This window comes from Shewanella sp. QJM3NY_23 (assembly GCF_056173105.1).
This window is the reverse complement of record NZ_CM149657.1, coordinates 3,910,718-3,937,380: the sequence shown is the minus strand read 5'-3', so window position 1 is coordinate 3,937,380 and position 26,663 is coordinate 3,910,718. Positions and strand designations below refer to the sequence as shown.

Below are 26,663 nucleotides of genomic sequence, written 5' to 3'. Positions count from 1 at the left end.
GATCTCGACATCAAGATGGACAACTATTCGCAAGCGGCCATGTTGCTGCTGAGCATGGGCGAAGAAGGCGCTGCGATGGTGATGGCGCATCTAGACCGTGATGATGTCCAGCACCTGAGCCACAAAATGGCCCGCCTCTCCAGCATTACTCAACAAAAAGCGGAGGCGGTATTGAGCCGCTTCTTCGAACGCTATAAAGAGCAGTCGGGTATTGCTAGAGCCTCGCGTTCCTATTTACAAAAAACCCTCGATATCGCCTTGGGCGATCGCGTGGCAAAAAGCCTTATCGATAACATTTATGGCGATGAAATTAAGGTACTGGTGAAACGCCTCGAATGGGTTGAGCCTAAGCTGCTTGCCAGGGAGATTGCTCACGAGCATAGCCAGCTACAGGCGGTGTTACTGGGCTTGCTACCGCCAGAAAGTGCGGCCGAAATCTTAAAAATGTTGCCAGGCGCCAGCCAAGATGAGGTGTTAATTCGTATTGCTCAGCTGGGTGACCTCGACCGCCACGTGGTCGATGAACTGCGTCAGCTCGTCGAGCGCTGCATGCTAATGGCGATGGAAAAGAGCCACACTCAAGTGGCCGGTGTTAAGCAAGTGGCCGATATTCTTAACCGTTTTGAAGGCGATCGTGAGCAGTTGATGGAGATGATTAAACTGTTCGATAAGCAGTTGGCCAGCGATGTCACCGATAACATGTTCGACTTTATTATTTTGGGACGTCAAAAGTCAGATACTTTGCAGACCTTGTTAGGACAAGTGCCAGGTGAAACCTTAGCCCTAGCCCTAAAAGGGATCGACTTAGAACTTAAAGACGCGCTACTCGACGCCTTGCCTAAACGTATGTCGTCGGCCATTGAAACTCAGGTCGATGCCCTAGGTGGTGTGCCGGTAAGCCGCGCCAACGGTGCACGTAAAGATATTATGACGCTCGCCAAACAGATGATGGCAGATGGCGAAATTGAGTTGCAGCTATTTGAAGAGCAGGTGGTGAGCTAATGGCGGACAAACCAAACCGCTGGCGCTTAGATGACAAGCTAGCACGGCGCTATCGATTCCCGCCGCTCTCCAGTACAGGCGAACCGGGCAGTGAAAGCGCTGGCTGGCAAGATTATCAGCAAGCGTTCGAGCAAGGCTACGATGAAGGCATGCAGCAAGGCCGCGATGCCGGCTATGAAGTAGGCTTGCAAGAGGGCACAACCACTGGCCATGCCGCCGGTTTTTCGCAAGGTAAACTTGAAGGTCAGCAAGCAGGCAAAGCCAGTATCGATGAGCAGCTCAATGAGATAATTGCTCCCCTGGGGGCGCTCAAAGCCTTGCTAGAAGAGGGTCATTGTAAACAGGTCAATGAACAGCAGAGCCTGATTTTAGATCTGGTTCGCCGCGTCTCACAACAGGTGATCCGCTGTGAATTAACCCTGCAGCCGCAGCAGATTCTTAAGCTAGTGGAAGAGACCTTAAGCGCACTGCCCGATGATCAAAGTGACGTTAAAATTCACCTTGAGCCTTCGGCCGTCACTAAGTTAAAAGAGCTGGCCGAAGATAAAATCCGTGGCTGGAACCTAGTAGCAGACGCCAGTATTTCTGCCGGTAGCTGCCGCATTGTCAGCGATAAGTCTGACGCCGATGCCTCGGTAGAAACGCGGCTCGATGCCTGCATGCAGCAGGTAGAAGCCAAATTGAATGAGGCGGATCTTGAAGCCTGAGTTAGCATCGCAGGACTGGCCTAATGTGCCCGTTGCCCGTGTCTATGGGCGGTTGACCCGAGTCAACGGCCTGTTGCTGGAGGCCGTTGGCTGCCAGCTTGGCATGGGCGATCGCTGCCAAATCGAAGGACGTAACGGCCGGCTTATCGAAGCCGAAGTGGTGGGCTTTCATAAGGATGTGCTCTGTCTCATGCCGATTGAAACCACCCAAGGGCTGATGCCCGGCGCCCGCGTGTTACCCATGGTCGAGCAGCAAACGCTAACCATAGGTGAAGGGCTGCTCGGACGGGTACTCGATGGATTAGGCCAGCCGCTAGACACCTTAGGCGAGTTAACCGGTATCGCCCGCGTGCCACAATCAGACACCAGTTATAACCCCTTGTTGCGCCAGCCAATAAAACAAGCGCTGGATGTTGGCGTGAGAGCCATTAACAGCTTATTGCCCATAGGCCGTGGCCAACGCTTAGGTTTGTTTGCCGGCTCTGGCGTGGGTAAGAGTGTGCTCTTGGGTATGATGACCCGCTTCACCGAAGCCGATGTGGTGGTCGTGGGGTTGATTGGCGAGCGTGGCCGAGAAGTACGAGAATTTATTGAAGAGACCCTTGGCGAAGCTGGCCGGCGCCGCGCGGTGGTGATTGCCGCACCTGCCGATACTACGCCCTTGATGCGCCTGCGCGCGATGCGTCTATCCCATGCCATTGCCTGTGGTTTTCGCGATCAGGGCAAGCAAGTATTACTGCTGGTGGATTCGTTAACTCGCTACGCTCAGGCGCAGCGAGAAATCGCCCTCAGCTTGGGGGAGCCGCCAGCCACTAAAGGCTATCCACCTTCGGCATTTGCCCAGCTGCCTCGATTGGTGGAGATGGCCGGTAATGGTCAGCATCCACAAGGTACCTTAACCGCCTTTTATACGGTATTAACCGAGGGGGATGACCAGCAAGATCCCGTGGCCGATTCGGCCCGTGCGATCCTCGATGGCCATATTGTGCTGAGTCGTAAACTGGCCGAGCGCGGTCATTTTCCCGCCATCGATGTGAATGCATCAGTGAGCCGTTTAGCCACTCAGATCGCCAGCCCAAGTCAGCTAGAACAAAGTCATATCATGCGCCACCTCTTGAGCCGCTATAACGAGGTGCGTGAGTTATTGCCATTAGGGGGTTATCAGGCGGGGCAAGATCCCGAGATGGACTTGGCTGTGCAAGCGTATCCCGAGATGGCCAAGTTTTTACGGCAAGCGGCCGAGACCAAAATCAGCCGCGCCGATAGTCTGCAACAGTTAGAGCAATTAATGGAAGTGATGGGTTATGCGCCAGCGTCAGCGACAACTGTCTAGATTGTGTCAACAGGAAGAGAAAAAGCTCGCGCAATTAGGGCTAAAGCGTGATGAGGCGTTGCGCCGTATGCAGCAAGCTCAGCAACAACATCAAGCCTTAAGTGAGATGATCAGCGATTATAGCGGTCGCCAATATGGGGCGCATCCGCTGTTATGGCAAAATGCGACCCAGATGGCCCAAGCGTTAGAGCCGATGAAGAGCAAACTGGCTCAACAGCAGACCTTGCTGCAACACGAGCAGGCACGAGTCGACAATTTATGGCGTAAGCAGTTGGGGCGACAGCAAGGACTAAAGTGGTTACAGCAGCAGACTAAGGAGGCGCTACTGGAGCACAGCATGCGTCAAGAGCAAGCGACCTTAGATGATATGGCAGGGTTTTATACGCGGGGCAATGTGTCTCGCTAGCGCAATTTAAGCTTAACGTTAGCGAGCTAGGTTATTGCCGTAATCTATCTGTTGATGCTGGCTATCAGGATTGAGCAACCGAGTGAGGGTTTCTTGCTGCAATGCTAATAGACGGCCATTCACTTCATTGGCCTGATGGCTATCTTTCACTAGCAACTGTAAGTTATCCCACAAAATTTTAATTTGTGGACGCAACTGATTCGGAAGGGCGGCCAGTAAGCGCTTCATACCATTGGCATCGCCATCAAACCCCAATTGTATCAGGATCTCACTACGCTGAGCGGCCCGTTGTGCTAGTTTGTCGCACAGTGCCGTTTGACGCGTATTATGCAGTGATAGCCCTTGGTTGTCGGTGCGCTGCATTAATTCTCTTTGATGTTTCAGCATGCTTTTTAGCTGGCTGTAGTCATCCACATCTAAGCGAATATCACGTAGCAGCGTCTGCACTAACAAGCGCTTATCAACTTGGGGTTTATCCATGTTGGTTAAGCATCTTATCGGCAATCTGATCTAAATCTACTGAGAAGCTACCGTCTTGCAGCGACTGACGCAGTGCGGCAATTTTGTCATGATCCACATCGTCAAGTTGCTGTAGTGCCTGCTGAGATTGTTCAAGCGACTGCCAATCCTGACTGATCGAAAGCTGCGCTGGAGCAGACGTAGCGGCTGATTGAGGCGCTGGGGTGGCTTGAGCATTAACATTGCTCTTATTGGCACCAATCTCAGCACCAATAGCGCTGTTGATTTTATTGATTTCCATTGTACTCACTCGATAATTCGGCTTGATACTCTATATGAGCGACCGGATTGTGACATCGCTAAAACTTTTTTAGTGATTTTTTCAATCTAATAAGCCTAAAACTGGGTGCGGACTCGACCTTTGGCCACCACATAGGCGGTGATCACCTTGCCTGAACTGCTATTTTTAACCCGAATAGCATCGCCCTCTTTACCCACATCCAAGGCGACGCCGAGCATATTAGCATAAAACCCCTCACTGCTGGCCTCGATAATCACCTCATCGCCGACATTAATCAGCCTTGGCGCCTCGAGATAGGCGGCGCGAATAGGTTTATTTTTACGCAGTTTGCGGGTTACTTGTTGGCCAAGCAAGTTGGCCTCTTGGGTGATCACATCTTGATCTGAGGCCTTCAGCGGTAACATTTTCCAGTGCAGATCGGCAGATGTCACTATCTCATCTCTTTGCAAGTTCCTATTGGCGACAGGTAAATAGGCGTGCAGCGTCACTTTTGCCCTGACATACAAAGACCAACCCTGTGAGGGGCAACTCAGTTTGCGCTGCACTCGGCCAAAGGGTAAGCCTTGGGGTGGGTCTATGGTGATTTGTTGCGGGCAAGGCTCAAGGTTATCCGCCCCTGATGGCACCCGAATCACCATCTTATGTTGCACCTTATCGATAGCCTGTTGCTGTTGCCAGCGGCTCAGCTGGGCTTCGATTGAGCGCTGCATTTGTTGCTCAATTTGTGCGGTGGCGGAAGCGGTGTCTGTCTGGCTATACACCGGCAGCGGAAGTAAACCGAATGCCCCTAAGAGGAAGAGGGAAGTTAGGCTTCCGATTGCAGCGGCCTTTAACATCTAAGTTGTTGTTCTGTGAGGTTTAAAATACTTGGCATATTAATTGGATACTCAGTGCCATAAACAATTGTTGAGCATACATTACTAGGAATTGAGATGGCTATCAACCTCGATACGGCGTTGGGAATTCACCCGCAAACACTGAACTTTAGGGTAGAGAGAAGCAAGGTGCTGGCGGGTAATTTGGTGAACGCCGAAACCCCAGGTTACAAGGCGCGAGATCTGGACTTCAGTAAGGTAATGGCTCGCATTGAATCGGGTGCCAGCAACGCTAATCGCTACGATATCGGTTATCGCGTGCCTTATCAAAGCTCTGCCGACAATAACACGGTTGAGCTTGGCAAAGAGCAGGCGAGATATTCGCAAAATGCGATGGATTATCAGACCAGCCTGACATTTCTTAACATGAAAATTGCCGGCTTAAAAACGGCTATCGAAGGTCGCTAGGAGTCCCTATGTCATTTGGAGAAATCTACCAAATAGCGGGTGCAGGCATGAATGCCCAAACCATACGCTTAAATACTGTGGCCAGTAACTTAGCCAATGCCGGTACGGCTGCTGAGTCGCCAGAGCAAGCTTACCGTGCGTTAAAGCCGGTATTTGCCACTATCTATAGCCAGATGCAAGAAGGCAAAGCCGCCAGCGCTTCGGTTGAAATTAGCGACATAGTGCAAGCCGATGCGCCGTTGGAAATGCGTTATGAGCCCAACCATCCGTTTGCGAACGAGCAAGGTTACGTGGCGTATTCGAACGTCAATACCGTTGAAGAGATGGCCGACATGATGGCGGCGAGCCGTTCGTTTGAGACCAGCGTTGAAGTGATGAATCGTGCCCGCTCTATGCAGCAGGGCTTACTGCAATTAGGAAACAAGTAAATGGAAGTAGGACGTACTACGGACAGCCAAGCGCAGCAGAGCGCTAATGTGTTGCAAGCGCCAGGCAATGATGCTGCCTCGCTCAAAAATGAATTTATGACGTTGATGATTGCTCAGATCCAAAACCAGGATCCGACTAAGCCGATTAACAGCGCCGAATATGTCTCGCAGTTAGCTCAGTTCTCGCAAGTAGAGAGCTTAGAGTATATGCGCGAAAACCAGTCGAACCAGATGGTGATGATGGAGAACTTAGGCATAGTGCAATCGGCATCGCTGATTGGCAAGAGTGCCATGGTGCCAGCCTCTGGCCTTGAACTAGGCAATGAAGCGGTTGAAGGCAAAGTGTTTTTAGAAAACGGCGTCGAAGACCTAGAGATTGAGGTGATCAACGAGCAAGGCGAAGTGGTGCAAACCGTTAAGCTGGGCGCACAATCTAAAGGCGATATCGCCTTTAACATTGACCCCGAAGCCTTAGGCTTGCCTGCGGGCAAATATGAGCTTAAAGCGAACGCCACTGTGGGCGAGTCGGTGTTAATGGCACCCACATACATTAAAGCGCCAATCGAAAAAATTCATTTCGCGAGCGCATCAGGAATGATGATGGCCGAGATGGGTCATGGTCTAGGCACAATTTCAGTGCTGAATATTTCTGAAGTTTCATAAATTTATTTTAATAGGGTATTAGAATGTCATTTAACATAGCGCTAAGCGGCTTACAGGCCACGACACAAGATCTCAACACCATCAGTAATAACATTGCTAACTCATCTACCGTGGGTTTTCGTGGTGGCCGTAGTGAATTTGCCGCCATCTATAACGGCGGCCAAGCCGGTGGCGTCAGCGTCATGTCGACCAGCCAAAACTTTTCCAAGGGTGGCAGTTTAACTTACACCGGACGCCAGTTAGATATGGGGATCCAGGGTGAAGGTTTCTTCGTGCTAAAAGGCGTTGATGGCGGCGGTATGTATGCCCGTGCGGGTATGTTCCATCAGGATTCACAAGGTTTTATCGTCGACCCTGTGGGTAATCGCTTACAGGGCTATGCCGCGGGCGCCACAGGTCAAATCCAGGCGGGTAACACCACTGATCTGCAAGTGCAAACGGCGGCCTTGGCGGCCAAAGCCACTACTACAGTTGGCTTAGTCTCAAACCTTGATGCTCGCGTCGATGTGATTGACCCAGCGTTAGTGCCTTTCGATCCTGCCAACATGGACAGCTACCACTCATCAAGCACCGTCAGTGTGTATGACTCTTTAGGTAACGAACACGCACTCACCCAATACCATGTAAAAACCGCCTCTAACGAGTGGAGCGTGCACTACATGATGGAAGGTGTTGATGTGACACCTGCTGGCGGTCACACCATGACCTTTGATTCAAACGGTATCTTAACCGCTGGCAATACCCTGACCATGAACATCAACGACCCAGCTATCTTAGATGGCGCGACGGCGATGGCATTCGATGTGGGCTTTGATAAGAGCACCCAATATGCGGCGGCGTACAATAACTCTAGCCTGAGCCAAGACGGTTACACCTCTGGTGATCTAAAGGGCGTACGTCTCGATGACAACGGTTTGCTATATGGCACATACACTAACGGCCAAGAGCAGTTACAGGGCCAAGTGGCACTGGCTAACTTCGCTAACCCTAATGGCCTAGAACCTATCAGTAACAATGCCTGGATTGCCACAAACGGTGCCGGCCAAGCTATTCTTGGCGCGCCTGCTACCGGCACCATGGGTAACGTTACCGGCGGTTACTTAGAAGGCTCTAACGTCGATACCACCGCAGAGATGGTTAATTTGATGTCAGCGCAGCGTAACTACCAGTCTAACGCTAAGGTGCTGGACGTTAACTCGACCATGCAGCAAGCCTTACTTAACGCTATTTAAGGGCTAACAACATGGACAAGATGCTGTATACAGCCGTTAGCGGTGCTACGCGTATTATGGAAGCACAAACCATTCGCGCGAATAACTTGGCCAACGCCGAGACTACGGGCTTTAAGGCCGATCTGGAGCGAGTGAACGCCATGGCGATCCCTAACACACCAGGTAGCTTTGACACCCGAGTGTTAGCCTTGACCCAAAGCAGCGGCTTTAGCCAGCAGAGCGGCGCGGTGAACCCCACGGGTCGCAAATTGGACATGGCGATTCATGACCAAGGCATGTTCAGTGTCATGGTCGATGGCGGCGAAGCCTATACCCGCGCCGGAGCCATGATCGCCGACGGTGAAGGCCAGTTGACCGTTGACGGTCGCCCCGTGCTGGGCGTCGATGGACCACTGGTATTGCCTGAGCATAAAGACTTGTTTGTCGGTGAAGATGGCACCATCAGCATTTTGCCATCTGAAGGCGGAGTGATTGAGGAAGTTGGGCGACTAAAGCTGGTGAATAGCGATATGGCGCAAATGCAAAAAGGCCCAGATGGTCTCTTGTATCGCCGTGACGGCGCTGATCTGCCACAAGACGATGAAGTGCGCGTCAATAGTGGTTTCCTCGAAGCCAGTAACGTACAAGCGGTGAGCGAGCTTATCGCCTCAATGGATTTGAGCCGTCAGTTTGAAGTTCAGGTGAAATTAATGAAAAGCGCAGAGAAATTGGCCGAAGTCGGCAACCGTCTACTGCGTAATGTGTAAAGGATAGTTCAGCATGCAATCAGCTTTATGGGTAAGTAAAACCGGCCTGACGGCACAAGATACTAAAATGACCACTATCGCCAACAACTTGGCGAACGTGAATACCACAGGCTTTAAACGTGACCGTGTGGCGTTTAACGATCTGTTTTATCAAGTACAGCGCCAACCTGGTGGTCAAGTCGATGCCATGAACGAACTGCCATCGGGTTTGCAACTCGGTGCCGGTACCCGCGTGGTCGGGACACAAAAAATCTTCACCACGGGTGATATGCAAACCACCAATCAACAACTGGATTTAGCCATTGAAGGTAACGGCTTCTTCCAAGTGGAAGAGCCTAATGGTGAATTAGCCTATACCCGTGATGGTCAATTTTATCGCAGCAGCGAAGGGATGATGGTGACCTCTCAGGGGCTACCGTTAGTGCCTAACATAGTGATCCCAGAAGATGCGTTATCAATTTCCATCGCTACCGACGGTTTGGTGAGCGCACAAATGGCAGGCCAAGCGGACCCACAAGAGCTGGGCCAAATTACCTTGATCAACTTCACCAACCCAGCGGGCCTACAAGCACGCGGCGATAACCTGTACCGCGAAACTGCGGCTTCGGGTGTGGCTGTTGAAGGGGTGGCTGGCGACCAAGCGTTAGGCGGTTTGCGTCAGGGTGCCTTGGAAGGTGCTAACGTTAACGTAGTTGAAGAGATGGTCGAGATGATCTCGACTCAGCGAGCCTATGAGATGAACGCCAAAGTGGTATCGGCGTCTGACGATATGCTCAAGTTCCTCAACCAGTCGTTATAAGGAAGTATGATGCGTTGGTTTTACTTGCTGATGACCTTGTTTTTATCTGGATGTATTTCACATATACCAGAGCCGTTAACTAAGCCGGGCGGCGCCGAATGGGCACCACCAGAGATAGATTATAGTTTGCCAGATGCTAAAGATGGCAGCTTGTATCGTCCCGGTTATATGCTGACGTTGTTTAAAGACAAGCGTGCCTTTCGCGAAGGGGATCTATTGACTGTTGCCTTAGATGAAAAAACCTATTCCAGCAAGAAAGCCGACACTAAAACCAGCAAAGCGCAAGATATGTCCTTTGGATTAGCCGCGGGCTCCAGTGGTTCAATTGGCGCCAATAATCTGGGCGCCGACGGCGATGTGTCTTTAGGGCGTGGTTTTAATGGTACTGGGTCAAGCACCCAGCAAAACCAGCTATCAGGCTCGATCACCGTAACCGTCGCCAAGGTATTGCCCAATGGCGCACTGCTGATCCGCGGCGAAAAGTGGCTCAGGCTCAATCAGGGCGACGAATACTTGCGCCTATTAGGACTTATCCGCACCGACGATATTGGTAACGACAATACTATCTCGTCACAGCGCATCGCCGATGCACGTATTATTTATGGTGGCCAAGGGGCGATTGCCGACAGTAATGCAATGGGTTGGGCTTCTCGTTATTTCAACAGCCCATGGTTCCCTCTTTAGGCAAGGATTTTTAGCATGCTACGTTTGTGTTTATTACTGTCAGTGTTTATCTGTGCCCAGCTTAACGCTGCTGAGCAGTCGCGCTATTTGATGGATATCGTCGATGTACAAGGTATTCGTGACAACCAGCTGGTGGGCTACGGTGTCGTGGTGGGCCTCAATGGCAGCGGTGACCGTTCGCAGGTGAAATTTACCAGCCAGTCTGTGGTCAACATGCTCAAGCAGTTTGGCGTGCAAATAGATGGTAATAGCGACCCTAAATTGAAAAACGTCGCCGCCGTTGCGGTGCACGCTACCGTGTCGCCTATGTCTAGCCCTGGGCAGACCATAGATGTGACAGTGTCATCATTGGGTGATGCTAAAAGCTTACAAGGCGGCACCCTGTTGATGACGCCACTGCGCGGCGTCGATGGCGAAATTTATGCGGTGGCCCAAGGTAACTTAGTGGTCGGTGGCTTTTCGGCATCGGGACGCAATGGCTCCTCGATCACCGTCAATGTGCCTACCGTGGGCAGTATTCCCAATGGCGCCTTACTTGAGGCCGCCATTGGCAGTAGCTTTAATGATAACGCCGATATCATCCTTAACCTCAAAGACCCCAGCTTTAAGACTGCGCGCAATATTGAGCGCGCGGTTAATGCGCTATTTGGCCCCAATGTGGCAAGAGCGGAAAACCACGGCAAAGTCTTAGTGCAAGCGCCTAAATCGAACCGTGAGCGCGTGACCTTTATGTCGATGCTCGAAGAGTTACAGATAGAGCAAGGACGTCGCAGCCCGCGCATCGTATTTAACAGCCGCACAGGCACGGTTGTGATGGGGGGCAATGTAGTGGTGCGCAAGGCGGCTGTCAGTCATGGCAACCTAACGGTGACCATAGTTGAAGGGCAAAATGTTAGCCAGCCTAATGGTGGCTATTTTGGCAACAATAATGGCGAAACTGTCGTGACCAATGAAAGCCAAGTGTCGGTCGAGCAAGGTGATAACCGCATGTTTGTCTGGCCAGAGGGTATTGCTATCGAAGAGATTGTTAAGGCGGTTAATAGTTTAGGTGCTGCGCCTATGGATCTGATGGCCATATTGCAGGCGCTCGATGAAGCTGGCGCCCTAGAAGCTGAGTTAGTGGTGATCTAATGAAACTTGAAAATAATAACGGTTATCTTAACCAGTTAAATGCTGGCGATCTGATTAAAAGCAATGGCGAGCTGGGAGCCCTTAAAGTGGTGAGCCAGCAGTTTGAAGCGCAGTTTTTGCAAACCGTATTAAAGCAGATGCGCTCAGCCTCCGATGCGATGGCCGATGAAGAGAGCCCGTTGTCGTCAAAAAATGATGGTTTATATCGCGATCTACACGATGCCGAACTGGCTAGCCGTTTGAGTCAGATGCAAGGCATGGGCTTGTCTGAGGTGATGACTAAACAATTGTCTGGCGCGCTTAAGTCGAGCGCCGATCCTGTCGCCTATGATCCGCAACAGATGACAACCACAGCTATGCAGCCCGCACTTTTTGTGCCGCCGCACGCTAAGGACAATAAATGAGCATGTTGAACATAGGTAAATCTGGGCTGTTAGCCAGTATGGCGGCGCTCAATGCGACCTCAAATAATGTGGCCAATGCCATGGTGGCGGGTTACTCACGCCAGCAAGTAATGACCAGCTCTGTGGGTGGCGGTGCTTATGGCGGCGGCGCAGGGGTGTTTATCGATGGCGTAAGACGGATTTCGGACCAATATGAAGTGGCTCAGCTGTGGCAGACCACCAGTGATGTGGGCTTTGATAATGTGCGCAGCAGTTATTTAGGCCAAGCTGAGCAAGTCTTTGGCTCTGAAGGCAATAATATTTCTGCCGGATTAGATCAGTTATTTGCGTCGCTCAACTCGGCGATGGAGCAGCCCAATTTGATTGCGCATCGTCAAGGGGTGTTAAACGAGGCGAAAGCCTTAACTCAGATGATTAACGGCATTAACGATAGCTTAGTATCTCAGCGCGATCAGGTGACAGGTCAGCTTGGCACCTCGGCCAAAGAGGTCAATGCCCAGCTGGAGATCATCGCCCGTTTTAACCAAGACATAAAGGCCGCCAGCGCCAGTGGAACTGTGCCAGCCGCATTGCAAGATGGGCGTGATGCGGCTATCGATGAGCTTGCAGCCATTGTTGATATACGTGTTATCGAAGATGACAAAGGCATGGTGAACATCTCGCTAGCACGTGGTGAACCTTTGTTGTCGGGCAATACCGTGGCTAAATTGTCAGTTGTGCCCGATCCGGCCAATCCGCTAGTTAGCCTTGTCGACATCAATTTTGGCCAGAGCCACTTTACCCTTGAGGCCTCAGCCGGTGGCAGCATGGGGGCGTTACTCGATTATCGCGATAATGAATTAGCTGGCTCGCAAGCGTACCTTGATGAATTAGCCGTTAAATTGGCCGATGAGTTTAATGCTGTATTGGCAGGCGGTACCGATTTAAATGGTGCTGCACCAACTCAAAACCTATTTAGTTTTCAGCCCGGGAACCCCGCTGGCAGCTTGCAGGTGACTGATGGCTTTACCGCGGAAGAGTTGGCTTTTGCTACCGATGGCACCCAAGGTGATAACAGCAACCTAAAAGCCCTGGTGGCCTTAGCCAACAAAGATTTGGCCTTTACTAGCTTAGGTGTGAGCACCAGTTTATCTGAATCCTTTAGCAGCAAAGTGGGTCAGTTAGGCTCTGCGTCGCGTCAAGCCATTGCTAATGCCAAGACCAGTGTTGAGTTACAAAAAGATGCGCAGTCTCAGTGGGCCAGCACCAGTGGTGTTAACCCCGATGAAGAGGGCGTTAACTTGATCATTTATCAGCAGTCTTATATGGCCAATGCCAAAGTCATATCGACAGCCGATCAACTGTTTCAAACCATGCTAAGCAGCTTTTAAGGGGGCCTAAAAATGCGCGTGACAATGCAAAATTTGTACACTAACAATATTCACAGTCTACAAAATACGACTATGGATTTGGCCCGCTTGAACCAGATGTTATCTAAGGGAATGTCGATACTGCGTCCCTCAGACGACCCTATTGGTGCGGTGCGCGTCATGGCTAATGAGCGTGATTTAGCGTCGATGGAGCAGTATGTTAAAAATATCGACTCACTGAGCACCAGCTTAGGCCGCTCAGAGACTTATCTGTCGGGCATGGTTGAGTTGCAACAACGGATGCGTGAAATCAGCGTCGCCACCAATAACTCGACCCTATCGCCAGAAGATCGCAGTGCCTATGCTCAAGAGTTAGATGAGTTACTCGAGGCGATGGTAGATAACGTCAATGCCAAGGACGATGGCGGTAATTATCTGTTTTCGGGTAATCGCACCGAGCAGCAGACTATTACCCAAGATGCTGCGGGGCGTTATGTCTACCAAGGTGATAATAGCCAGCGAGAGGTGCAAACCTCGGGTTCATCATGGATGACGGCCAACGTGACCGCCGAGCAATTTCTGTTCTCTAACGCTAGCCAAGATATTTTAAATCAGACTGCCGATTATATTGCGGTGCTCAACGATCCTACGCTTGCGCCTGGTGATGCTGCCTTTTCGGCAGCTGCCGATGCGATGCAAACCTCGCTTAATGATACTTTAGACAGTATTAACAGCGCGATCACCGACATGGGGGGCAAGCAAAACAGCCTGTCGTTGATGAAAACCTCTCACGAGGAGATGGTGCTGTTTAATAAGAAGGTGATTGGTGAAACCCAAGAGCTAGATTATGCCAGCGCTACCGCGGAATTTAATGTTAAACTCACGGCCCTCAAAGTGACTCAGCAAACTTTTGTTCAGGTGAGTCAGTTAACTCTGTTCAATCATTTATAAGGCGTGTGTTAGATGGTTAATGCGATAGGTGATTCGCTCAATGTGTTACGACAGAATCAGACTGTTAGCAGTAGCCATACAGCGCCAGTAGCCCCTGTACAGCAGGGGCCGCAACCCACTCGAGCCCTGCCTAAACATCGACTGGCTTCTTATGGCCGCTGGGCCAATAGTACTAAAGAGCAGCATCAGGTGAGTGCCTCTCAGGTGGCATTGCAAGCGTTGCAACAGGCATCAAGCTTGTTGAGCCACATTCGCCAGCAGTTATACCATGTTATCCGCTCAGGCTCTGGGGAGATGAGTCAACAGGCGTTGTTTCAAGCCGAGCAAGAGCGGCAACGTCTGAGCCAAATTCGTCCCCATTATCGCGGCCAACTATTACTCGATCACCATTTTAACCTGCTATCGCAAACCCCTGCTGCACCGCACGCTTTTGTGTTGCGCTCGGTCGACTTAACTGTGCCGAAGCAACGTGACGAGCGCATATTGGTGCAACTTGGTCAGCGCTCATTACATGTGACCTTGGCGGCTGGCTTGGATCGGCAACAGCTTAATCTAGTGTTAGCTAATGCACTCGCCCCTTTAGGGCTTAATGTTGAATTGCTCAATGGCGAATGTCTGTTTAAGGCACCCAGCTCTGTGTGGCAACAAGTGCAAGAAGGCTTGCTCATGATGGGCGAGGGGCAACGCTTGCCCGCTGGCGAACTGCGTAATATCCATTTAGAGGAGCGCTTTAGTTTGCAAGATCCCCGCGAGTGGGGTTTAAAGGCCGACAGCAATTTAAAGCAGACCTTAGCTAAAGTAACCAAGACACAACAAAAAATTGATGCCCAGATCCAAGGGATCTTAGCCACCCACGCCGCATTACTGAGCCAGATGCAGACATCGATGGCGACGATTCCGACACAGGCGGAGTTACAATTACTGGAAAAGTTTATGCAGCCGCAACCCTTTGTATACCAGTTGACGTCATTGATGGCGCAGGGCAATGCCAATCGCGATCAAGTGACTGCGCTATTGGGTTAAATTGTGCCCATTTCTGCTGGGATCATTTACTTCAATGAGTGAGCGAGAATATTCAGCCGACCCTAGGGTCGGCTTTTTCATGAAAATGAGGTAACTCTTGCCGTGTCGTTATGCTTTTTCTGTATCGTCTTCTTAGCATCTTTTTATTTTGGAGGGGTTGATAACCACCACAGCGGCTATGGCGATCGATGCTCGAATGACAGGTTAGATCAATTTATTTAAAAATTTTTAGATTTTTATTTTCAGTTTTCTTTTGCACTGCCGTCTTATCTATTGTGAATCACAATGAAACATTTTAATTTCTTGGAGAATACCCATGCTTTCAGTTCACACTAATTACGCTTCAATGGTTTCACAAAATGCGGTTACTAAGAGCAACGATCTACTGACTAACGCTATGGAGCGTTTATCTACTGGTCTTCGCATCAACAGCGCATCTGACGATGCGGCAGGTTTACAGATTGCTAACCGTATGAATGCCAACATCCGTGGCATGGAAACGGCCAATCGTAACATTTCTGATGCTACCTCTATGCTACAAACTGCTGACGGTGCCCTAGAAGAGTTGACCAACATCGCTAACCGTCAAAAAGAATTGGCCACTCAAGCCGCCAACGGCGTGAACTCGACAACTGATATGACGGCACTTAATGCAGAGTTCCAACAACTTATTTTAGAATCTGAGCGTATTATGGGTGAAACCACTTACGCGGGTAACGATCTTTTTGGTAAATTAACAGCTGCTGGTGGTGTTGATTTCCAAATTGGTGCGGGCGTTGCTGAAAAGCTATCTTTTACGATGACAGATGCAAAAGTCATAGATAAAGCGGCTGTCGATTTAACTACAACAGCTAAAGCATCAGCAGCCATCACTGCTGTTGATACGTATATCGATGCCGTGGGTGTTTCCCGTTCTGAGCTAGGTGCTAACATCAACCGTCTAGGTCACACTGCGGCTAACTTAACCAGCATCACTGAAAACACTAAGTCTGCTGCTGGCCGTATTATGGATGCCGATTTCGCCACTGAATCAGCACATATGACTAAGAACCAAATGTTAGTGCAAGCAGGTACCACTATCCTGTCTTCTGCGAACCAAAACACGGGTTTGGTTATGGGTCTATTACGTTAATTGTAAGCACCTTAACCATCAAGGGGCTGCGGCCCCTTTTTTTATCCCCTTAAATTGACTTTTCTCCCCCTGCCTATTTCAGCTCCAGCCCGTTTCGGTCGCCTATTTGAACTATCCACAACGATTGTTGCTACCCACTGAGCGCGTTGGCGCGGAAGCATTACTTCCCTTTGTGTGACAGCAACGGAAGCCTCCTAACCTAATAGGATCTCGCTTCTTTTAAAAATATATTAAAAACAAATAGATAAATCTTGGTACAAGGTTTGCTTTAAGGTTATCAATAAGAGGATTTTTTCATGATTTCAGGTATGAGTGCGGCGCAGTTTTCCGAACAGCTGATTATGGTTGAGCGTGCGGGAAAAGATGCCTTATATAAGAACAACCTTAACACCTATAACGCCAAGTTAGATGCCTATAAATTGCTTGAAAAAAGTATGGACAAGCTAACGGCTAAGTTAACCAGTTTCGACACTGAGGCCTTTAAGGGTAAAACCTCGAGTGTCAGTGACGACAAAGCCACAGCGACGGTGACGGCCGATGCCCCTAAGGGAAATTATGAACTGCATATTGAGCAGTTGGCGCAGGCACAGCAATTAACCAAGACTTATGCCTCAGAAGATGAGTTATTGCCGGCTTCAGGTGTGTTTAGTATTCAGCTAGGTAGCGATCCTAGTCAGCGCTTAGAGATTGATCTTGCGACGGTTAATAGTGGTGCGCCCATGACGGTGGCGCAGTTACGCGATGTGATTAATAAGCACCCAGATAACCCAGGGATGCAAGCCTCTTTGGTACGTACAGGCGGTCAAATTGAGCTAATGATGTCGGCCACCGAATCAGGGCTGGCTAATAGTTTAACCGTTGAGCTTAATGGTGTTGATTTTGGCATGACTGAGCGCCGCGCGGCGCAAGACGCCAAGTTAACGCTCAATGGTATCGATATTACCAGTAGCAGCAACTACCTCGAAAATGTGGTCGATGGCGTGAGCCTAGAGTTAACCAGTACTCACGGCGCCGGTGAAAGCAGCTGGGTTAAAATCGAAGAAGATTTTGAAGGTACCGAGAAAGCGGTGAAAGACTTTGTTGCCGCCTTTAATACCATGTTGCAGCAGATCAATCAGCTAACCCGCTCGATGGGCAGTTCGGTGATTGAGGAAGACAGTAAGACGGATAAAGACGATAAAGATGACAAAGATGAAGTGGCTACTACGGTAAAAGAGGGCCAAATCGGCGTATTGAAAGGGGACTCTTCTATTCGTCAACTGCAAAGCCAGATGCGTGACTCGATATTTGCCAGTGCGCCAAACGGTATGCGCTTATCGGATATCGGCATTGAATTAGACCGCTATGGCAAGTTGAAAGTCGATGAAACTAAGTTGACCGATGCGCTGAAAGGTGATGCCTCTGCCATCGAAGCCATGTTTACCGACGCCGGCAGTTATGTCGATAGGCTTGAAAAAGTGATGGAGCCCTTTACCGATTTTAAAGGCTTGATGGATCTGAAAAAAGATACCCTAGATGGCCAGATAGACAGAGTCAACGAGAACATGGAGCGTCACGATTATCATATGCAGCAACGTTACCAAATTTACTTGGCCCAATTTACGGCCATGGAAGCGACTATAAACCAGCTGAGCGCAGCCAGTGGTTTGTTTTAAAAGGAAAACAGTATAAATGTTAAATGAGCACGATCCCTTTAATGCGTATCAGCAAGCCTCTTTAGATGCCCGCGTTGCCGCTGCGAACCCCCATGATATGGTTCGTATGTTACTGGAGGGCTTGCTTGAGGAGCTAGAGCGCGCCGCAGGGCACATGGAACGAAAACGTTTTGAGGCTAAGGGTATTAGCATCAATAAATGCCTCAATATCGTACATGGTCTCGACTCCATGCTGGACTTGGAAAACGGCGGTGAAGTGGCCACAAGCCTAAATCGCCTGTATGACTACTGCAGTCGCCAATTAATCAGTGCCAGCGTCGAGAATAGCGCTGAAGCGCTCCAGCCAGTAACCGAGGTTATTATTAATGTCAGAGAAGGATGGGCCAATCTCAATTGAGCAGTGGCACCGCTTTGGCGTGGCGTTACGTCAGTATGCGGACCAAGGCGATTGGGAGAAGGTGACTCGGGTCAATGCCACGCTAATCAGGGCGTTGACCAAGGCGGGTACGGCGAGCTGCGAGGCACAACGACAAGCCCGCGCCAATCTAGGGCAGATCCATGCTCAAGTCTTGCGTGAATTGGAGGCGGCGCGCGATGAACTCAGCGAAGAGATGAAGCGCTTTAAACAGCAACAACCGGGACTTGCGGCCTATCAATTAACCCTAAGCAGCGGAGCTGTTGATGATATCTGATTTTATAATGGCGCGACCTGTTGCGGCCGAGGCGAGTGGTAAAGCGGCGAGCGTTACGGCCAACACGTCAGAGCACGAGGAGATGCCACCGTTTGCCTTATTGCCTGCTGATAAGGATGGCGCGCGCACAAGCGATACCCAAACAGAAAGTCAGCTGGCTGTCATTGAGCAGGCGTTGGCCAACGAACTGGATGATGCTACGGCGCCGATGACGATTGGTTTATTGACGTCGGTTGGTATGACTCCGGCCAGTATGAATCTGACCTATAGTAGCCAGCTTAACCAGGAGCCGCTTTCCTCATTGGGGGCACCACAGGCAAGCGTCGTTACCACGGCAAGCACCTATGCGGCGCAATTGGGATTTTCGACTGCAACTGCTGATGGTCGCAGCGATATGTCAATGCGGTTCGCTGCGGCTGGCAGCGATACCGCCGCCCCCGCTAATGCCTTGGCGACATTGGTCAACCCAATGAAAATGGCAATGAATGTCCCAGTTGGTACGTTGGCCAACCAGAGTCAAACCCACACAGTGACAGCTGCCGACAATGGCAGCGTGACATTACCTGCGTCGCTGGTTAAAGGTGGCGGCCCTGGGGCCGAGTTTATGCCACTAGCCAACATGAACCTAGCGTCAAACACGAGTGCTTTGCCTGCAACTGGCGTGACTACGCTTCGCAGCGCCCCAAGTTTGTTGCCAGCGATGGCAGAGCTTCGTCATAGTGAGGCGTTGGATATTGCCAGCCAGGCCACGCAGCAAGCGGGTCGACAGGGTGCCAATGTGAGCCAATGGGGGCCTGTATCGGTTAGCCCACAGGCCAGTGTTGCTCAGCAGGCACATGAGATGCTGACCCCGATGCGAGAGCAGCTGCGTTTTCAGATTGATCAACGCATTAAGCACGCCGAATTACGCCTCGATCCTCCCGAGCTTGGTAAAGTTGAGTTAAATATTCGCCTCGATGGCGATCGTCTGCATATTCAAATGCATGCGGCCAATCCGGCGGTACGTGAGGCGTTATTAACCGGCCTTGAACGACTACGCAATGATTTGGCTCAAGACCATGGCGGTCAAATTGAGTTAGATATTGGCCAAAGTAGCAGTGGCGGCGAACAGCAGCGACAACAACAGAGCGCAGGCTTAAACACCCCAAGCATCAGTGGGCGTGATTTTGAGCCTAGTACCGAAACCGATATGTCGGCGCAATTGCAGCAGCATCAATTGAATTTATTGGCTTAATGCCGGAGTAATTACATGGCACTAGCGAAATCGAGTGTAGTTAAAAGTTTAGCCATTATCTGTGTATTCCTTGGATGGACTGGCGGTGCTTTATGGTTGGGCTGGCAAGGTCCTGAGTTAACTAAACCCTATCTACAGCCTGAAGAAGAGCCTGTAGAGGTGGCGAAATATTATCCATTAGAAAAATTTATCATGTCGATTCCGGGCGATAAGTATCCCCACTACATGTTGCTTGAAATGACGGTAAAGAGCCGTAACCCACTACTCGAAAGCGTGTTACTTGAGGCCGACCCTGTGATCCGTAACTCATTGATGAAGATGTTTTCGCGCAAAACATTTCAAGAGTTAAATAATCGAGATCAACTCGAAAGCCTGCAGTCAGAAGCCTTAGTGATGATAGTGAAGGTATTGTCTGAAAATGACTTTCAGTCGGATATCGACGAAGTGCTCTTCACCCGAATGGTACTCCAGTAAGGGTTCGACAATGAATACTGACGGGCAGCTAGCCTACCAACAAGTGTGCGATGAGCCACAGCAGCGCATGAGTGAAACTCAGTTAATGCGCCAGTATTTACCTTTGGTAAAACGCGCCGTATCTCAGTTACGCAGTCATTGCGGTGCCATGCTGGCTATCGAAGATATGGAGCAGATTGGCATGATGGCGCTGCTGGAGTCGTCTCGGCGTTATCCTGGAGAGTATGACAATGGTTTCATCTCTTTTGCTGGCCAGCGCATTCGTGGCGCGATATTAGATGAGTTGCGCCGTCAAGACTGGCGTCCGCGTCCGGTGAGGCAGCAGGCCCATGAGCTTAACGATGTGGTGCGCACGTTGAGCCGTCGTCTTGGACGTGAGCCTAAAGATCTGGAAGTGGCTGCTGAGATGGGATTGAGCCACGACGCCTATCGTGAACGGCTTTATGCCTCGCAAGCTGAGACCATGAAGAGTCTCGATGAGATGTTGAGTCTGGGTAACGACCCTATTGCTGGGGGTAATAGTGTCGATCAATTTATCCTCAAAAAGACTTTAATCAAAGTCATGGCAAAATTAAATGAAAGAGAACAGCTAATCCTGTCGCTTTACTATCAACATGAGCTCAATTTGAAAGAGATTGCCGCGACCTTGGGGTTAACCGAGACCCGCATCTGTCAGCTGCATAAATTGGCTGTGGCACAGCTGAAAAGCGTACTGCAGCAATAAAAGTTATTCGGAGTAAGTAAAGCATAATGAGTAAATTAATTGGGTTACTGATCATCCTGTTCTCTGTATTTGGCGGCTATTTATGGGCAGGTGGCACGCTGAGATCCTTATGGCAGCCTGCTGAAATTTTGATTATTTTTGGCGCGGGTATCGGTGCGATTGTGATAGCCAACCCTAAGCCTGTTTTAATCGAAATGATTGAGCAAATTAAAGAGCTGTTTACCAAAGAGCAGGAAGACCCTGAGCTGTATCCGCAGCTGTTTGGTTTGATGGGGGTCTTAATGTCTCAAATTCAGATGCAAGGGCTTAAAGTTTTAGACGAGCACATTGAAAATCCGCAGGCCAGTTCGCTATTTTTGATGTATCCCGCCGTGTTAAAACATCCCGATGTACTGCAATTTCTTATCGATAATCTACGTATACAGTCGATTGGTAAAATATCGCCTCATGATCTTGAGCATCTACTCGAAGAGGAGATCCACCGCATCGAAGAAGACAGGTTACGCCCATCAGAAGCCTTACATAAAGTGGGCGAGGCGATGCCGGGTTTCGGTATTTTGGCTGCGGTACTGGGGATTATTATTACCATGTCGGCCATCGATGGCCCCATTACTATGATTGGTGTGAAAGTCGCCGCGGCCTTGGTGGGTACCTTTATCGGGATTTTTGCCTGTTACTGCTTTTTTGATCCTCTATCAAAAGCTTTGGAGCATCTGGTTGATCGTAAGTCGGCTCAACTGCGATGTGTGGCCGCCATTTTGACCGCTTTTGTCAAGGGTAAACCCCCTATGATGGCGATCGATGCCGGTCGTAAACAGATCCAGAGTGAAAGTCGACCATCATTCATCGAGCTTGAGCGCTGGATGGAGGAGCAGAAAAGCTGATGATCCAAAAAAATGAACCAGTCATCATCAACCGCCGTAAGCGTAGTAAACGTGGCGGTGGTCATGGCGGCGCCTGGAAGGTGGCCTTTGCCGACTTTACCTTGGCGATGATGGCCTTGTTTATGGTGCTGTGGATCATGCAGATTGCCGATGAAAGTGAGCGCACCATGATAGTGCAATACCTGCGCGGTGAGATGAATGAAACTGGGCCGATAAATCCGTTTAGTATGAATGACGCCTCATCGATGATCGATTTAGAGGGCTCAATGGCGGTGCAGCAAGCGGTGATCCCAACCCAAGGCACAGGCGCAGAGAAAGCCGGACCTGCGGCGTACAATAACGTGCCCGTGGGAGAAAGTGAGCCTAATGCGGGGTTAGGCCCAGAGCTCAATGCCATGGTCCCTGGACAGTACGAGACCCAAGCACAGTTAACTATGTTAGCCCGAGAGCTGAATCGTGTAGTGCAAAGCTCTGAAATGGCTGATAATATTGCCATTACCTTGGTGCCGCAAGGGATACGGATTTTAATCCATGACAATATTGACCAGTTTATGTTTACCCGTGGCAGCGCCAAGATACAACCCTATTTTGAAGACTTACTGTTGGCATTAGGACCGGTATTGGGTCAAATCACCAATGCTATGGTGATCTCAGGCCATACCGATTCAACGCCCTACGCGGGTACCGTATTTACTAACTGGGAATTATCCAGTAAACGTGCATTGTTAGCGCGGCGAGTGCTTGAATATGGGGGCGTTAAACGCCAGCAAGTGATTCAAGTGACAGGCATGGCCGATCAGGTACCTTATGTCAGTGACGAACCTGCTGCTGCAGCTAACCGCCGTATTGAAGTGCTGATCTTAACCTCATCGACCGAACAGCTGATCCGTGACATGGTCGGGGTGCCTGCAGAAGTATTGGATGCAGGAGTGGACGTACAAGAGGCAAAGCAACAAGCCAAAGCCAATCAACCTAGGGTCCGCTACCAGCAGTAAAGAAAAGGATAGCAGTGTGATTAAGTACGAAGATTTAGTTCATTTTGACGATATACCCAAGGATAGGTATAGCGACTCACAGATATCTGATGAACTAGAGCATGATAATCGCCGTGAGCATAAGCGCTTTAGTCTGCGGCCTAATCCGAGTGCTTCGCTCGTCTTGGCTTGCGACGGTGTTGCCGTCACCCTATTTGAACCGGGTTGGTTGACCGCCAAGTCATTAGGTGCAGCCAGTATTAAAGATTTTAGTTTAAGTGGTGTGGGGCTGCTGGCGAGCATGAATTTAGTGATAGGCCAGCAACTCTATATTCAATTTGAGCAGCAGCGCCTGCTATGTGAAATCACTCGCACTCATCAAGTACAGGGACGGCTTCGATTTTGGGGAGCTCGTTGGGTTGAGGCCGATAATATGCAGTTGTTATCGCTATTGCAGCAACTCAAACGTCGTTCTGTAAATTAGAGGTTAGCATGACAGCATCTTTTAAGCGTGTAGGTACCAATAAGCTGCAGAAGTTCTTTCTTTATTTAATCCTACTCGACTGGGTGTTGTTGATCGTTACGGCGTTAAAAATGCAGTCGCTCACCTTTGGTTATGGCGCAGTTATTTCGGTAATGTTGTTTGTCTACAGCCTATTTTTAACCAACTTATGCCGTATCAGGGCTAGGCGTGCTAATGACGCTTATATGATCTACCCGGTGATCATAGGTGCCATCGTCTCGTTTCTACTGGTAGTGTATTTTTTCTTTTTAATTTAACCCTATGCGGGGTTAGTTAATGATTAAAAGTGAGCCAGATACAGGCTCACCCTCATGTTCTCAATTATCCCTTTTGCGCGGCAATAAAGTCCTCTATTTGCGCCTCGAGTACCGACATAGGTACTGAGCCATTGGCTAAAACAGCATCGTGAAATGCGCGGATATCGAAGTCTTGTCCAAGCGCCGTTTCGGCCTGATGGCGTAAGCGTTTAATGGTCAGTTCCCCCACCTTGTACGACAGTGCCTGCCCAGGCCATGAGATGTAACGGTCGATCTCTGTAGTGACATTGTGCATCGACAGTGCGGTGTTACTGGCCATAAAGTCGAGGGCTTGCTGGCGAGACCAACCTTTGGCGTGCATGCCTGTGTCGACAACCAGACGCGCCGCGCGCCACATCTCATAGGTTAAGCGGCCAAAGTTACTGTAGGGATCTTGATAAAAGCCTGCCTCTAGACCTAAAAACTCAGCATACAATCCCCACCCCTCGCCAAAGGCTGAAATATAGCTGTAACGGCGAAAATTAGGCAAGGATGTGAGCTCTTGATTGAGCGAGATCTGCAAATGATGTCCCGGCACAGCTTCATGCAAGGTTAAGGCTTCCATCTCATACAGAGGGCGTTTGTCTAAGGCGTAGGTGTTAACCCAGTAGTAACCGGGCTCGTCGTCTCGGCTCGACCCCGAGTAACGCCCTGTGGTGTACTTAGGCGCAATTTCGGCAGGAACCTGTTGAATGCCGTAAGGCATTCTGGGTAATTGGCCAAAATAACGTGGCAATATGGCATCGGCTTGCTTAGCAATATAAGCGGCTTCTTTTAGCAGCTCCTCGGCGGTTTGGGGGTAAAACTGCGGATCGGTGCGCAGGAAATGCAAAAAAGCATCAAAGTCTCCCTCAAAGCCGATATCGTCGATGATGGTTTGCATCTCTGCGCGGATCCGTTTGACCTCTTTAAGGCCAAGCTGATGCACTTCATCGGCGGTCATGGGTAAGGTGGTGTAGTAACGCACGCGGTTTTCATAAAAGTCTTTGCCATTGGGTAGGTCGCTGGCGGCGATGCTGCTGCGGGCACCGGGAATATACTCCTGAGTCATAAAGTCAAAATAGGCGCGGTAGGCGGGTAATACTGAACTGCGGATCAACTCGAGACCTTGGGCTGTGAGCTGCGCTTGTTGCTGTGGGCTAAAGTGTTCCGGATATTGAGTAAAGGGCTTGAAGTAGCCACTTTGTTCAGCTGGTACGATAAACGCGCTGATGCTGTCTTCAAAACCGGTTAACACGACTTTTGCTGGAGTGATACCTGCGGCTAATCCCTGTTTTAACCAATAGGTTTGCTGGACAAAGTAGTTTGGCAGTGCCTGCAATTTAGCTAGGTAATCTTGGTAATCTTGCGCTTGAGCAAAGCGTCCTTTAGCTATCGAGGCGATATAAGCATGAAAACCGCTTTCTGCTGAAATAGGCAGGTAGTGATCGTGATAGCGGTACATGTCGACACTGTTTTGCAGCTGGTACTGCAAGATTTGGGCGTTGATCTGCTCATCTTTAGTAAGCACGGCGCTGTCGAGTTGCTGTAAGCGTGTGAGCAAGGCTTGTTGCCGTTGAGCCTGCAAAGCTAACGCTTGCGGCGACAAGTTAGCCAGTTTGCCCGCTGCGGCGCTATCACCTAATGCGTAAGCTAGTTCAGGATCAAAGTCTAAGCGAACTTGCCAGGCGTCATCGATAATCGATTGTAATTCCTGCGAGGTTGCATTTTTTGTAGCGGGTACGCCAATAGGATGTGCCGCTGATGGTGATGTTGTTGGAGCCGATGGTTGCAACTGGCAGGCACTGAGGCTAACGAGCAAGAGACATGGGGCGAAGCGAGAGTACATGGGAGTCCTTCCATTTATGGTTATTATTAAAGGCTGTTATTAAAAGCAGTTATTGATGCTGCTAACTCATCGGAGTGAGTCGTTAGTGAAACATTATGCACGGGTGTGTGTTGCTTGTCATCGGCGCGGCTTACGCTTCATTATCCGCCAACTGCAAGTGGCGCTATGAAGGTGCGATAGCTGAATTAAGTCGTACAGTTGATTAAATAATGCATGTTATTGTGCTAACAACTTCAGACCAGATAAAAAATAATATTGGCTGAGGGGTTTACATAGGGGTTAAATATGATTGATACATCCATTCCGTTGGTGGACCTTCATCGTCACCTTGATGGCAACGTCAGGGTCAATACGATTTGGGAGCTTGGTCATCAACATCACATTGCGTTGCCATCCGATACATTGGAAGGGTTAGCGCCTTTTGTACAAATTCAAGGTAAAGAGTCGAGTCTGGTCGCGTTTTTAAAGAAGCTCGATTGGATGGTGGCCGTGCTTGCCGATCTCGATGCCGTTAAACGCGTAGCTTATGAAAACGTTGTCGATGCTGCCGTGTCAGGTTTAGATTATGCCGAGTTGCGTTTTAGCCCATATTACATGGCGATGAACCACCAATTACCGCTCGAAGGGGTTGTCGAAGCGGTGATCGATGGCGTTAAGGCTGGTGTAAAAGAGCATGACGTGAAGATTAATTTGATTGGTATTATGTCGCGCTCATTTGGCCAGCAAGCCTGTATGCAGGAGCTCGACGCACTGCTGACCCATAAACAGCACTTAGTGGCGATGGACTTGGCTGGGGATGAGCTTGGCTTCCCTGGCGCACTGTTTAACAGCCATTTTAATAAGGTGCGTGATGCGGGCCTTGCCGTTACGGCTCACGCTGGTGAAGCGGCTGGCGCCGAAAGCATGTGGCAGGCGATTCAGGAGTTAGGTGCGACTCGTATTGGCCATGGTGTTAATGCGGTGCATGATCCTAAGTTGATGGAATACCTAGCTAAACACAAGATAGGTATCGAGTCTTGCCCAACCAGTAACTTGCACACATCGACGGTTGCTAATTATCAACAGCATCCGCTGCGCACCTTCATGGATGCAGGGGTGTTGATTGGGCTGAATACTGACGACCCAGGTGTGAGCGCTATCGATATTGAGCATGAATATCGGGTGGTGAAGGCTGAAATGGGCTTAACCGATGCCGAGTTAGCGTTATTGCAACGCAATGGCGTGGAGATGGCCTTTTTATCTGACAGCGAACGCAAAGCGTTATACGCCGCCAAAGCGTAATGACCTGAGCGTGATAAACAAAAAAGCCGATGAATTATCATCGGCTTTTTAATGGACGGTCATTA

The 26,663-nt window shown here is 49.9% G+C and carries 32 protein-coding genes; 28 read left to right on the top strand and 4 right to left on the bottom strand.

All coding sequences use genetic code 11. From position 1 onward, the window contains the following. Positions 1-15: 15 nt before the first annotated feature. Genes AC0VXX_RS17395 through AC0VXX_RS17380 form a run of 4 tightly spaced genes read left to right on the top strand, consistent with a single transcriptional unit; the run spans position 16 to position 3,448 of the window. Positions 16-1,002 (top strand): flagellar motor switch protein FliG, encoded by a 987-nt coding sequence (locus AC0VXX_RS17395; RefSeq protein ID WP_475517067.1) that lies wholly within the window; start codon positions 16-18, stop codon positions 1,000-1,002. Continuing rightward, a complete protein-coding gene (gene fliH, locus AC0VXX_RS17390; protein ID WP_475515298.1) occupies positions 1,002-1,709 on the top strand; it encodes a flagellar assembly protein FliH in 708 nt (235 codons plus the stop codon). Before AC0VXX_RS17395 ends, fliH begins: the two co-directional genes overlap by 1 nt. Beyond that, on the top strand, positions 1,687-3,042 hold the full coding sequence (locus AC0VXX_RS17385; protein WP_475515297.1) for a FliI/YscN family ATPase: 1,356 nt from the start codon (positions 1,687-1,689) through the stop codon (positions 3,040-3,042). The genes fliH and AC0VXX_RS17385 overlap by 23 nt, the downstream gene beginning before the upstream one ends. Then, positions 3,014-3,448 (top strand): flagellar FliJ family protein, encoded by a 435-nt coding sequence (locus AC0VXX_RS17380; protein ID WP_475515296.1) that lies wholly within the window; start codon positions 3,014-3,016, stop codon positions 3,446-3,448. The genes AC0VXX_RS17385 and AC0VXX_RS17380 overlap by 29 nt, the downstream gene beginning before the upstream one ends. 18 nt (positions 3,449-3,466) lie before the next feature. Here the strand turns inward: AC0VXX_RS17380 and AC0VXX_RS17375 are convergent, their stop codons facing one another. From AC0VXX_RS17375 to flgA, 3 genes are all read right to left on the bottom strand, one after another. Further along, on the bottom strand, positions 3,467-3,928 hold the full coding sequence (locus tag AC0VXX_RS17375) for a flagellar protein FlgN (protein WP_475515295.1): 462 nt from the start codon (positions 3,926-3,928) through the stop codon (positions 3,467-3,469). After that, a complete protein-coding gene (gene flgM / locus AC0VXX_RS17370) occupies positions 3,921-4,208 on the bottom strand; it encodes a flagellar biosynthesis anti-sigma factor FlgM (protein WP_475515294.1) in 288 nt (95 codons plus the stop codon). The genes AC0VXX_RS17375 and flgM overlap by 8 nt, the downstream gene beginning before the upstream one ends. A 95-nt stretch (positions 4,209-4,303) precedes the next feature. After that, a complete protein-coding gene (flgA, locus tag AC0VXX_RS17365) occupies positions 4,304-5,044 on the bottom strand; it encodes a flagellar basal body P-ring formation chaperone FlgA (RefSeq protein ID WP_475515293.1) in 741 nt (246 codons plus the stop codon). Between the two features lie 96 nt (positions 5,045-5,140). On the opposite strand from flgA, the gene flgB reads away from it, so the two are divergent. The 23 genes from flgB to AC0VXX_RS17250 all read left to right on the top strand — a co-directional run bounded on the left by flgB (position 5,141) and on the right by AC0VXX_RS17250 (position 23,450). Continuing rightward, positions 5,141-5,491: a flagellar basal body rod protein FlgB gene (gene flgB, locus AC0VXX_RS17360; RefSeq protein WP_110458435.1), complete on the top strand. Its 351-nt coding sequence runs from the start codon at positions 5,141-5,143 to the stop codon at positions 5,489-5,491. 8 nt (positions 5,492-5,499) lie between these two features. After that, positions 5,500-5,919 carry a flagellar basal body rod protein FlgC gene (flgC, locus tag AC0VXX_RS17355; protein ID WP_475515292.1) on the top strand — a complete coding sequence of 140 codons (420 nt, stop codon included), beginning with the start codon at positions 5,500-5,502 and terminating at the stop codon, positions 5,917-5,919. Then, positions 5,920-6,582 (top strand): flagellar hook assembly protein FlgD, encoded by a 663-nt coding sequence (locus AC0VXX_RS17350; RefSeq protein WP_475515291.1) that lies wholly within the window; start codon positions 5,920-5,922, stop codon positions 6,580-6,582. Positions 6,583-6,605: 23 nt separating this feature from the next. Beyond that, the gene (gene flgE, locus AC0VXX_RS17345) at positions 6,606-7,814 is read left to right on the top strand and encodes a flagellar hook protein FlgE (protein WP_475515290.1); all 1,209 of its coding nucleotides are present in this window, start codon (positions 6,606-6,608) and stop codon (positions 7,812-7,814) included. Positions 7,815-7,825: 11 nt separating this feature from the next. Continuing rightward, the gene (locus AC0VXX_RS17340) at positions 7,826-8,560 is read left to right on the top strand and encodes a flagellar basal body rod protein FlgF (protein WP_475515289.1); all 735 of its coding nucleotides are present in this window, start codon (positions 7,826-7,828) and stop codon (positions 8,558-8,560) included. A 13-nt stretch (positions 8,561-8,573) separates the two neighbouring features. Next, positions 8,574-9,359, top strand: coding sequence for a flagellar basal-body rod protein FlgG (gene flgG, locus AC0VXX_RS17335; protein ID WP_475515288.1), 786 nt, complete (start codon positions 8,574-8,576; stop codon positions 9,357-9,359). Between the two features lie 9 nt (positions 9,360-9,368). Further along, a complete protein-coding gene (gene flgH, locus AC0VXX_RS17330; protein WP_475517066.1) occupies positions 9,369-10,043 on the top strand; it encodes a flagellar basal body L-ring protein FlgH in 675 nt (224 codons plus the stop codon). 15 nt (positions 10,044-10,058) lie between these two features. After that, positions 10,059-11,174: a flagellar basal body P-ring protein FlgI gene (locus AC0VXX_RS17325; protein WP_475515287.1), complete on the top strand. Its 1,116-nt coding sequence runs from the start codon at positions 10,059-10,061 to the stop codon at positions 11,172-11,174. After that, entirely contained in the window at positions 11,174-11,578 is a 405-nt protein-coding gene (locus AC0VXX_RS17320) for a rod-binding protein (RefSeq protein ID WP_110458427.1), read from the top strand. The genes AC0VXX_RS17325 and AC0VXX_RS17320 overlap by 1 nt, the downstream gene beginning before the upstream one ends. Then, positions 11,575-12,948, top strand: coding sequence for a flagellar hook-associated protein FlgK (flgK, locus tag AC0VXX_RS17315; RefSeq protein WP_475515286.1), 1,374 nt, complete (start codon positions 11,575-11,577; stop codon positions 12,946-12,948). Before AC0VXX_RS17320 ends, flgK begins: the two co-directional genes overlap by 4 nt. Before the next feature lie 24 nt (positions 12,949-12,972). Further along, positions 12,973-13,878, top strand: a complete 906-nt coding sequence (gene flgL, locus AC0VXX_RS17310) for a flagellar hook-associated protein FlgL (RefSeq protein WP_475515285.1) — start codon at positions 12,973-12,975, stop codon at positions 13,876-13,878. Positions 13,879-13,890: 12 nt separating this feature from the next. Then, positions 13,891-14,901, top strand: coding sequence for a hypothetical protein (locus AC0VXX_RS17305; RefSeq protein WP_475515284.1), 1,011 nt, complete (start codon positions 13,891-13,893; stop codon positions 14,899-14,901). Between the two features lie 316 nt (positions 14,902-15,217). Then, positions 15,218-16,033: a flagellin N-terminal helical domain-containing protein gene (locus AC0VXX_RS17300; protein ID WP_475515283.1), complete on the top strand. Its 816-nt coding sequence runs from the start codon at positions 15,218-15,220 to the stop codon at positions 16,031-16,033. 296 nt (positions 16,034-16,329) lie between these two features. Beyond that, positions 16,330-17,688: a flagellar filament capping protein FliD gene (gene fliD, locus AC0VXX_RS17295; protein ID WP_475515282.1), complete on the top strand. Its 1,359-nt coding sequence runs from the start codon at positions 16,330-16,332 to the stop codon at positions 17,686-17,688. A 16-nt stretch (positions 17,689-17,704) separates the two neighbouring features. After that, positions 17,705-18,085 (top strand): flagellar export chaperone FliS, encoded by a 381-nt coding sequence (gene fliS, locus AC0VXX_RS17290; protein ID WP_475515281.1) that lies wholly within the window; start codon positions 17,705-17,707, stop codon positions 18,083-18,085. Beyond that, entirely contained in the window at positions 18,054-18,380 is a 327-nt protein-coding gene (locus tag AC0VXX_RS17285; protein ID WP_475515280.1) for a hypothetical protein, read from the top strand. The genes fliS and AC0VXX_RS17285 overlap by 32 nt, the downstream gene beginning before the upstream one ends. Continuing rightward, positions 18,370-19,614, top strand: coding sequence for a flagellar hook-length control protein FliK (locus AC0VXX_RS17280; RefSeq protein WP_475515279.1), 1,245 nt, complete (start codon positions 18,370-18,372; stop codon positions 19,612-19,614). Before AC0VXX_RS17285 ends, AC0VXX_RS17280 begins: the two co-directional genes overlap by 11 nt. 15 nt (positions 19,615-19,629) lie before the next feature. Then, positions 19,630-20,088 (top strand): flagellar basal body-associated FliL family protein, encoded by a 459-nt coding sequence (locus AC0VXX_RS17275; protein WP_475515278.1) that lies wholly within the window; start codon positions 19,630-19,632, stop codon positions 20,086-20,088. Positions 20,089-20,098: 10 nt separating this feature from the next. Next, positions 20,099-20,812: an RNA polymerase sigma factor FliA gene (locus tag AC0VXX_RS17270; RefSeq protein ID WP_475515277.1), complete on the top strand. Its 714-nt coding sequence runs from the start codon at positions 20,099-20,101 to the stop codon at positions 20,810-20,812. 26 nt (positions 20,813-20,838) lie between these two features. After that, positions 20,839-21,696, top strand: a complete 858-nt coding sequence (gene motA, locus AC0VXX_RS17265) for a flagellar motor stator protein MotA (RefSeq protein WP_475515276.1) — start codon at positions 20,839-20,841, stop codon at positions 21,694-21,696. Continuing rightward, positions 21,696-22,691, top strand: coding sequence for a flagellar motor protein MotB (locus tag AC0VXX_RS17260; RefSeq protein ID WP_119979243.1), 996 nt, complete (start codon positions 21,696-21,698; stop codon positions 22,689-22,691). The genes motA and AC0VXX_RS17260 overlap by 1 nt, the downstream gene beginning before the upstream one ends. A gap of 16 nt (positions 22,692-22,707) precedes the next feature. Continuing rightward, the gene (locus tag AC0VXX_RS17255) at positions 22,708-23,154 is read left to right on the top strand and encodes a PilZ domain-containing protein (protein WP_119979242.1); all 447 of its coding nucleotides are present in this window, start codon (positions 22,708-22,710) and stop codon (positions 23,152-23,154) included. Between the two features lie 8 nt (positions 23,155-23,162). Continuing rightward, on the top strand, positions 23,163-23,450 hold the full coding sequence (locus tag AC0VXX_RS17250) for a hypothetical protein (RefSeq protein WP_119979241.1): 288 nt from the start codon (positions 23,163-23,165) through the stop codon (positions 23,448-23,450). Between the two features lie 64 nt (positions 23,451-23,514). Here the strand turns inward: AC0VXX_RS17250 and AC0VXX_RS17245 are convergent, their stop codons facing one another. Then, on the bottom strand, positions 23,515-25,317 hold the full coding sequence (locus tag AC0VXX_RS17245) for a DUF885 domain-containing protein (RefSeq protein WP_475515275.1): 1,803 nt from the start codon (positions 25,315-25,317) through the stop codon (positions 23,515-23,517). A gap of 285 nt (positions 25,318-25,602) precedes the next feature. On the opposite strand from AC0VXX_RS17245, the gene add reads away from it, so the two are divergent. Beyond that, positions 25,603-26,598, top strand: coding sequence for an adenosine deaminase (add, locus tag AC0VXX_RS17240; RefSeq protein WP_475515274.1), 996 nt, complete (start codon positions 25,603-25,605; stop codon positions 26,596-26,598). Positions 26,599-26,663 lie beyond the last annotated feature (65 nt).

Excerpts from the sequence above, each read along its gene's own strand:
- AC0VXX_RS17320 (WP_110458427.1), top strand. The coding sequence starts at position 11,174 with ATGAAACTTGAAAATAATAACGGTTATCTTAACCAGTTAAATGCTGGC.
- flgL (WP_475515285.1), top strand. The coding sequence starts at position 12,973 with ATGCAAAATTTGTACACTAACAATATTCACAGTCTACAAAATACGACT.
- AC0VXX_RS17305 (WP_475515284.1), top strand. The coding sequence starts at position 13,891 with ATGGTTAATGCGATAGGTGATTCGCTCAATGTGTTACGACAGAATCAG.
- AC0VXX_RS17300 (WP_475515283.1), top strand. The coding sequence starts at position 15,218 with ATGCTTTCAGTTCACACTAATTACGCTTCAATGGTTTCACAAAATGCG.
- AC0VXX_RS17250 (WP_119979241.1), top strand. The coding sequence starts at position 23,163 with ATGACAGCATCTTTTAAGCGTGTAGGTACCAATAAGCTGCAGAAGTTC.
- AC0VXX_RS17380 (WP_475515296.1), top strand. The coding sequence starts at position 3,014 with ATGCGCCAGCGTCAGCGACAACTGTCTAGATTGTGTCAACAGGAAGAG.
- AC0VXX_RS17280 (WP_475515279.1), top strand. The coding sequence starts at position 18,370 with ATGATATCTGATTTTATAATGGCGCGACCTGTTGCGGCCGAGGCGAGT.
- AC0VXX_RS17325 (WP_475515287.1), top strand. The coding sequence starts at position 10,059 with ATGCTACGTTTGTGTTTATTACTGTCAGTGTTTATCTGTGCCCAGCTT.
- AC0VXX_RS17395 (WP_475517067.1), top strand. The coding sequence starts at position 16 with ATGGACAACTATTCGCAAGCGGCCATGTTGCTGCTGAGCATGGGCGAA.
- AC0VXX_RS17340 (WP_475515289.1), top strand. The coding sequence starts at position 7,826 with ATGGACAAGATGCTGTATACAGCCGTTAGCGGTGCTACGCGTATTATG.
- motA (WP_475515276.1), top strand. The coding sequence starts at position 20,839 with ATGAGTAAATTAATTGGGTTACTGATCATCCTGTTCTCTGTATTTGGC.
- flgG (WP_475515288.1), top strand. The coding sequence starts at position 8,574 with ATGCAATCAGCTTTATGGGTAAGTAAAACCGGCCTGACGGCACAAGAT.
- AC0VXX_RS17260 (WP_119979243.1), top strand. The coding sequence starts at position 21,696 with ATGATCCAAAAAAATGAACCAGTCATCATCAACCGCCGTAAGCGTAGT.
- fliD (WP_475515282.1), top strand. The coding sequence starts at position 16,330 with ATGATTTCAGGTATGAGTGCGGCGCAGTTTTCCGAACAGCTGATTATG.
- flgK (WP_475515286.1), top strand. The coding sequence starts at position 11,575 with ATGAGCATGTTGAACATAGGTAAATCTGGGCTGTTAGCCAGTATGGCG.
- flgC (WP_475515292.1), top strand. The coding sequence starts at position 5,500 with ATGTCATTTGGAGAAATCTACCAAATAGCGGGTGCAGGCATGAATGCC.
- fliH (WP_475515298.1), top strand. The coding sequence starts at position 1,002 with ATGGCGGACAAACCAAACCGCTGGCGCTTAGATGACAAGCTAGCACGG.
- AC0VXX_RS17385 (WP_475515297.1), top strand. The coding sequence starts at position 1,687 with ATGAGGCGGATCTTGAAGCCTGAGTTAGCATCGCAGGACTGGCCTAAT.
- AC0VXX_RS17350 (WP_475515291.1), top strand. The coding sequence starts at position 5,920 with ATGGAAGTAGGACGTACTACGGACAGCCAAGCGCAGCAGAGCGCTAAT.
- AC0VXX_RS17375 (WP_475515295.1), bottom strand. The coding sequence starts at position 3,928 with ATGGATAAACCCCAAGTTGATAAGCGCTTGTTAGTGCAGACGCTGCTA.
- flgA (WP_475515293.1), bottom strand. The coding sequence starts at position 5,044 with ATGTTAAAGGCCGCTGCAATCGGAAGCCTAACTTCCCTCTTCCTCTTA.
- flgE (WP_475515290.1), top strand. The coding sequence starts at position 6,606 with ATGTCATTTAACATAGCGCTAAGCGGCTTACAGGCCACGACACAAGAT.
- flgM (WP_475515294.1), bottom strand. The coding sequence starts at position 4,208 with ATGGAAATCAATAAAATCAACAGCGCTATTGGTGCTGAGATTGGTGCC.
- AC0VXX_RS17270 (WP_475515277.1), top strand. The coding sequence starts at position 20,099 with ATGAATACTGACGGGCAGCTAGCCTACCAACAAGTGTGCGATGAGCCA.
- AC0VXX_RS17275 (WP_475515278.1), top strand. The coding sequence starts at position 19,630 with ATGGCACTAGCGAAATCGAGTGTAGTTAAAAGTTTAGCCATTATCTGT.
- flgB (WP_110458435.1), top strand. The coding sequence starts at position 5,141 with ATGGCTATCAACCTCGATACGGCGTTGGGAATTCACCCGCAAACACTG.
- AC0VXX_RS17245 (WP_475515275.1), bottom strand. The coding sequence starts at position 25,317 with ATGTACTCTCGCTTCGCCCCATGTCTCTTGCTCGTTAGCCTCAGTGCC.
- flgH (WP_475517066.1), top strand. The coding sequence starts at position 9,369 with ATGCGTTGGTTTTACTTGCTGATGACCTTGTTTTTATCTGGATGTATT.
- AC0VXX_RS17285 (WP_475515280.1), top strand. The coding sequence starts at position 18,054 with ATGTCAGAGAAGGATGGGCCAATCTCAATTGAGCAGTGGCACCGCTTT.
- add (WP_475515274.1), top strand. The coding sequence starts at position 25,603 with ATGATTGATACATCCATTCCGTTGGTGGACCTTCATCGTCACCTTGAT.
- fliS (WP_475515281.1), top strand. The coding sequence starts at position 17,705 with ATGTTAAATGAGCACGATCCCTTTAATGCGTATCAGCAAGCCTCTTTA.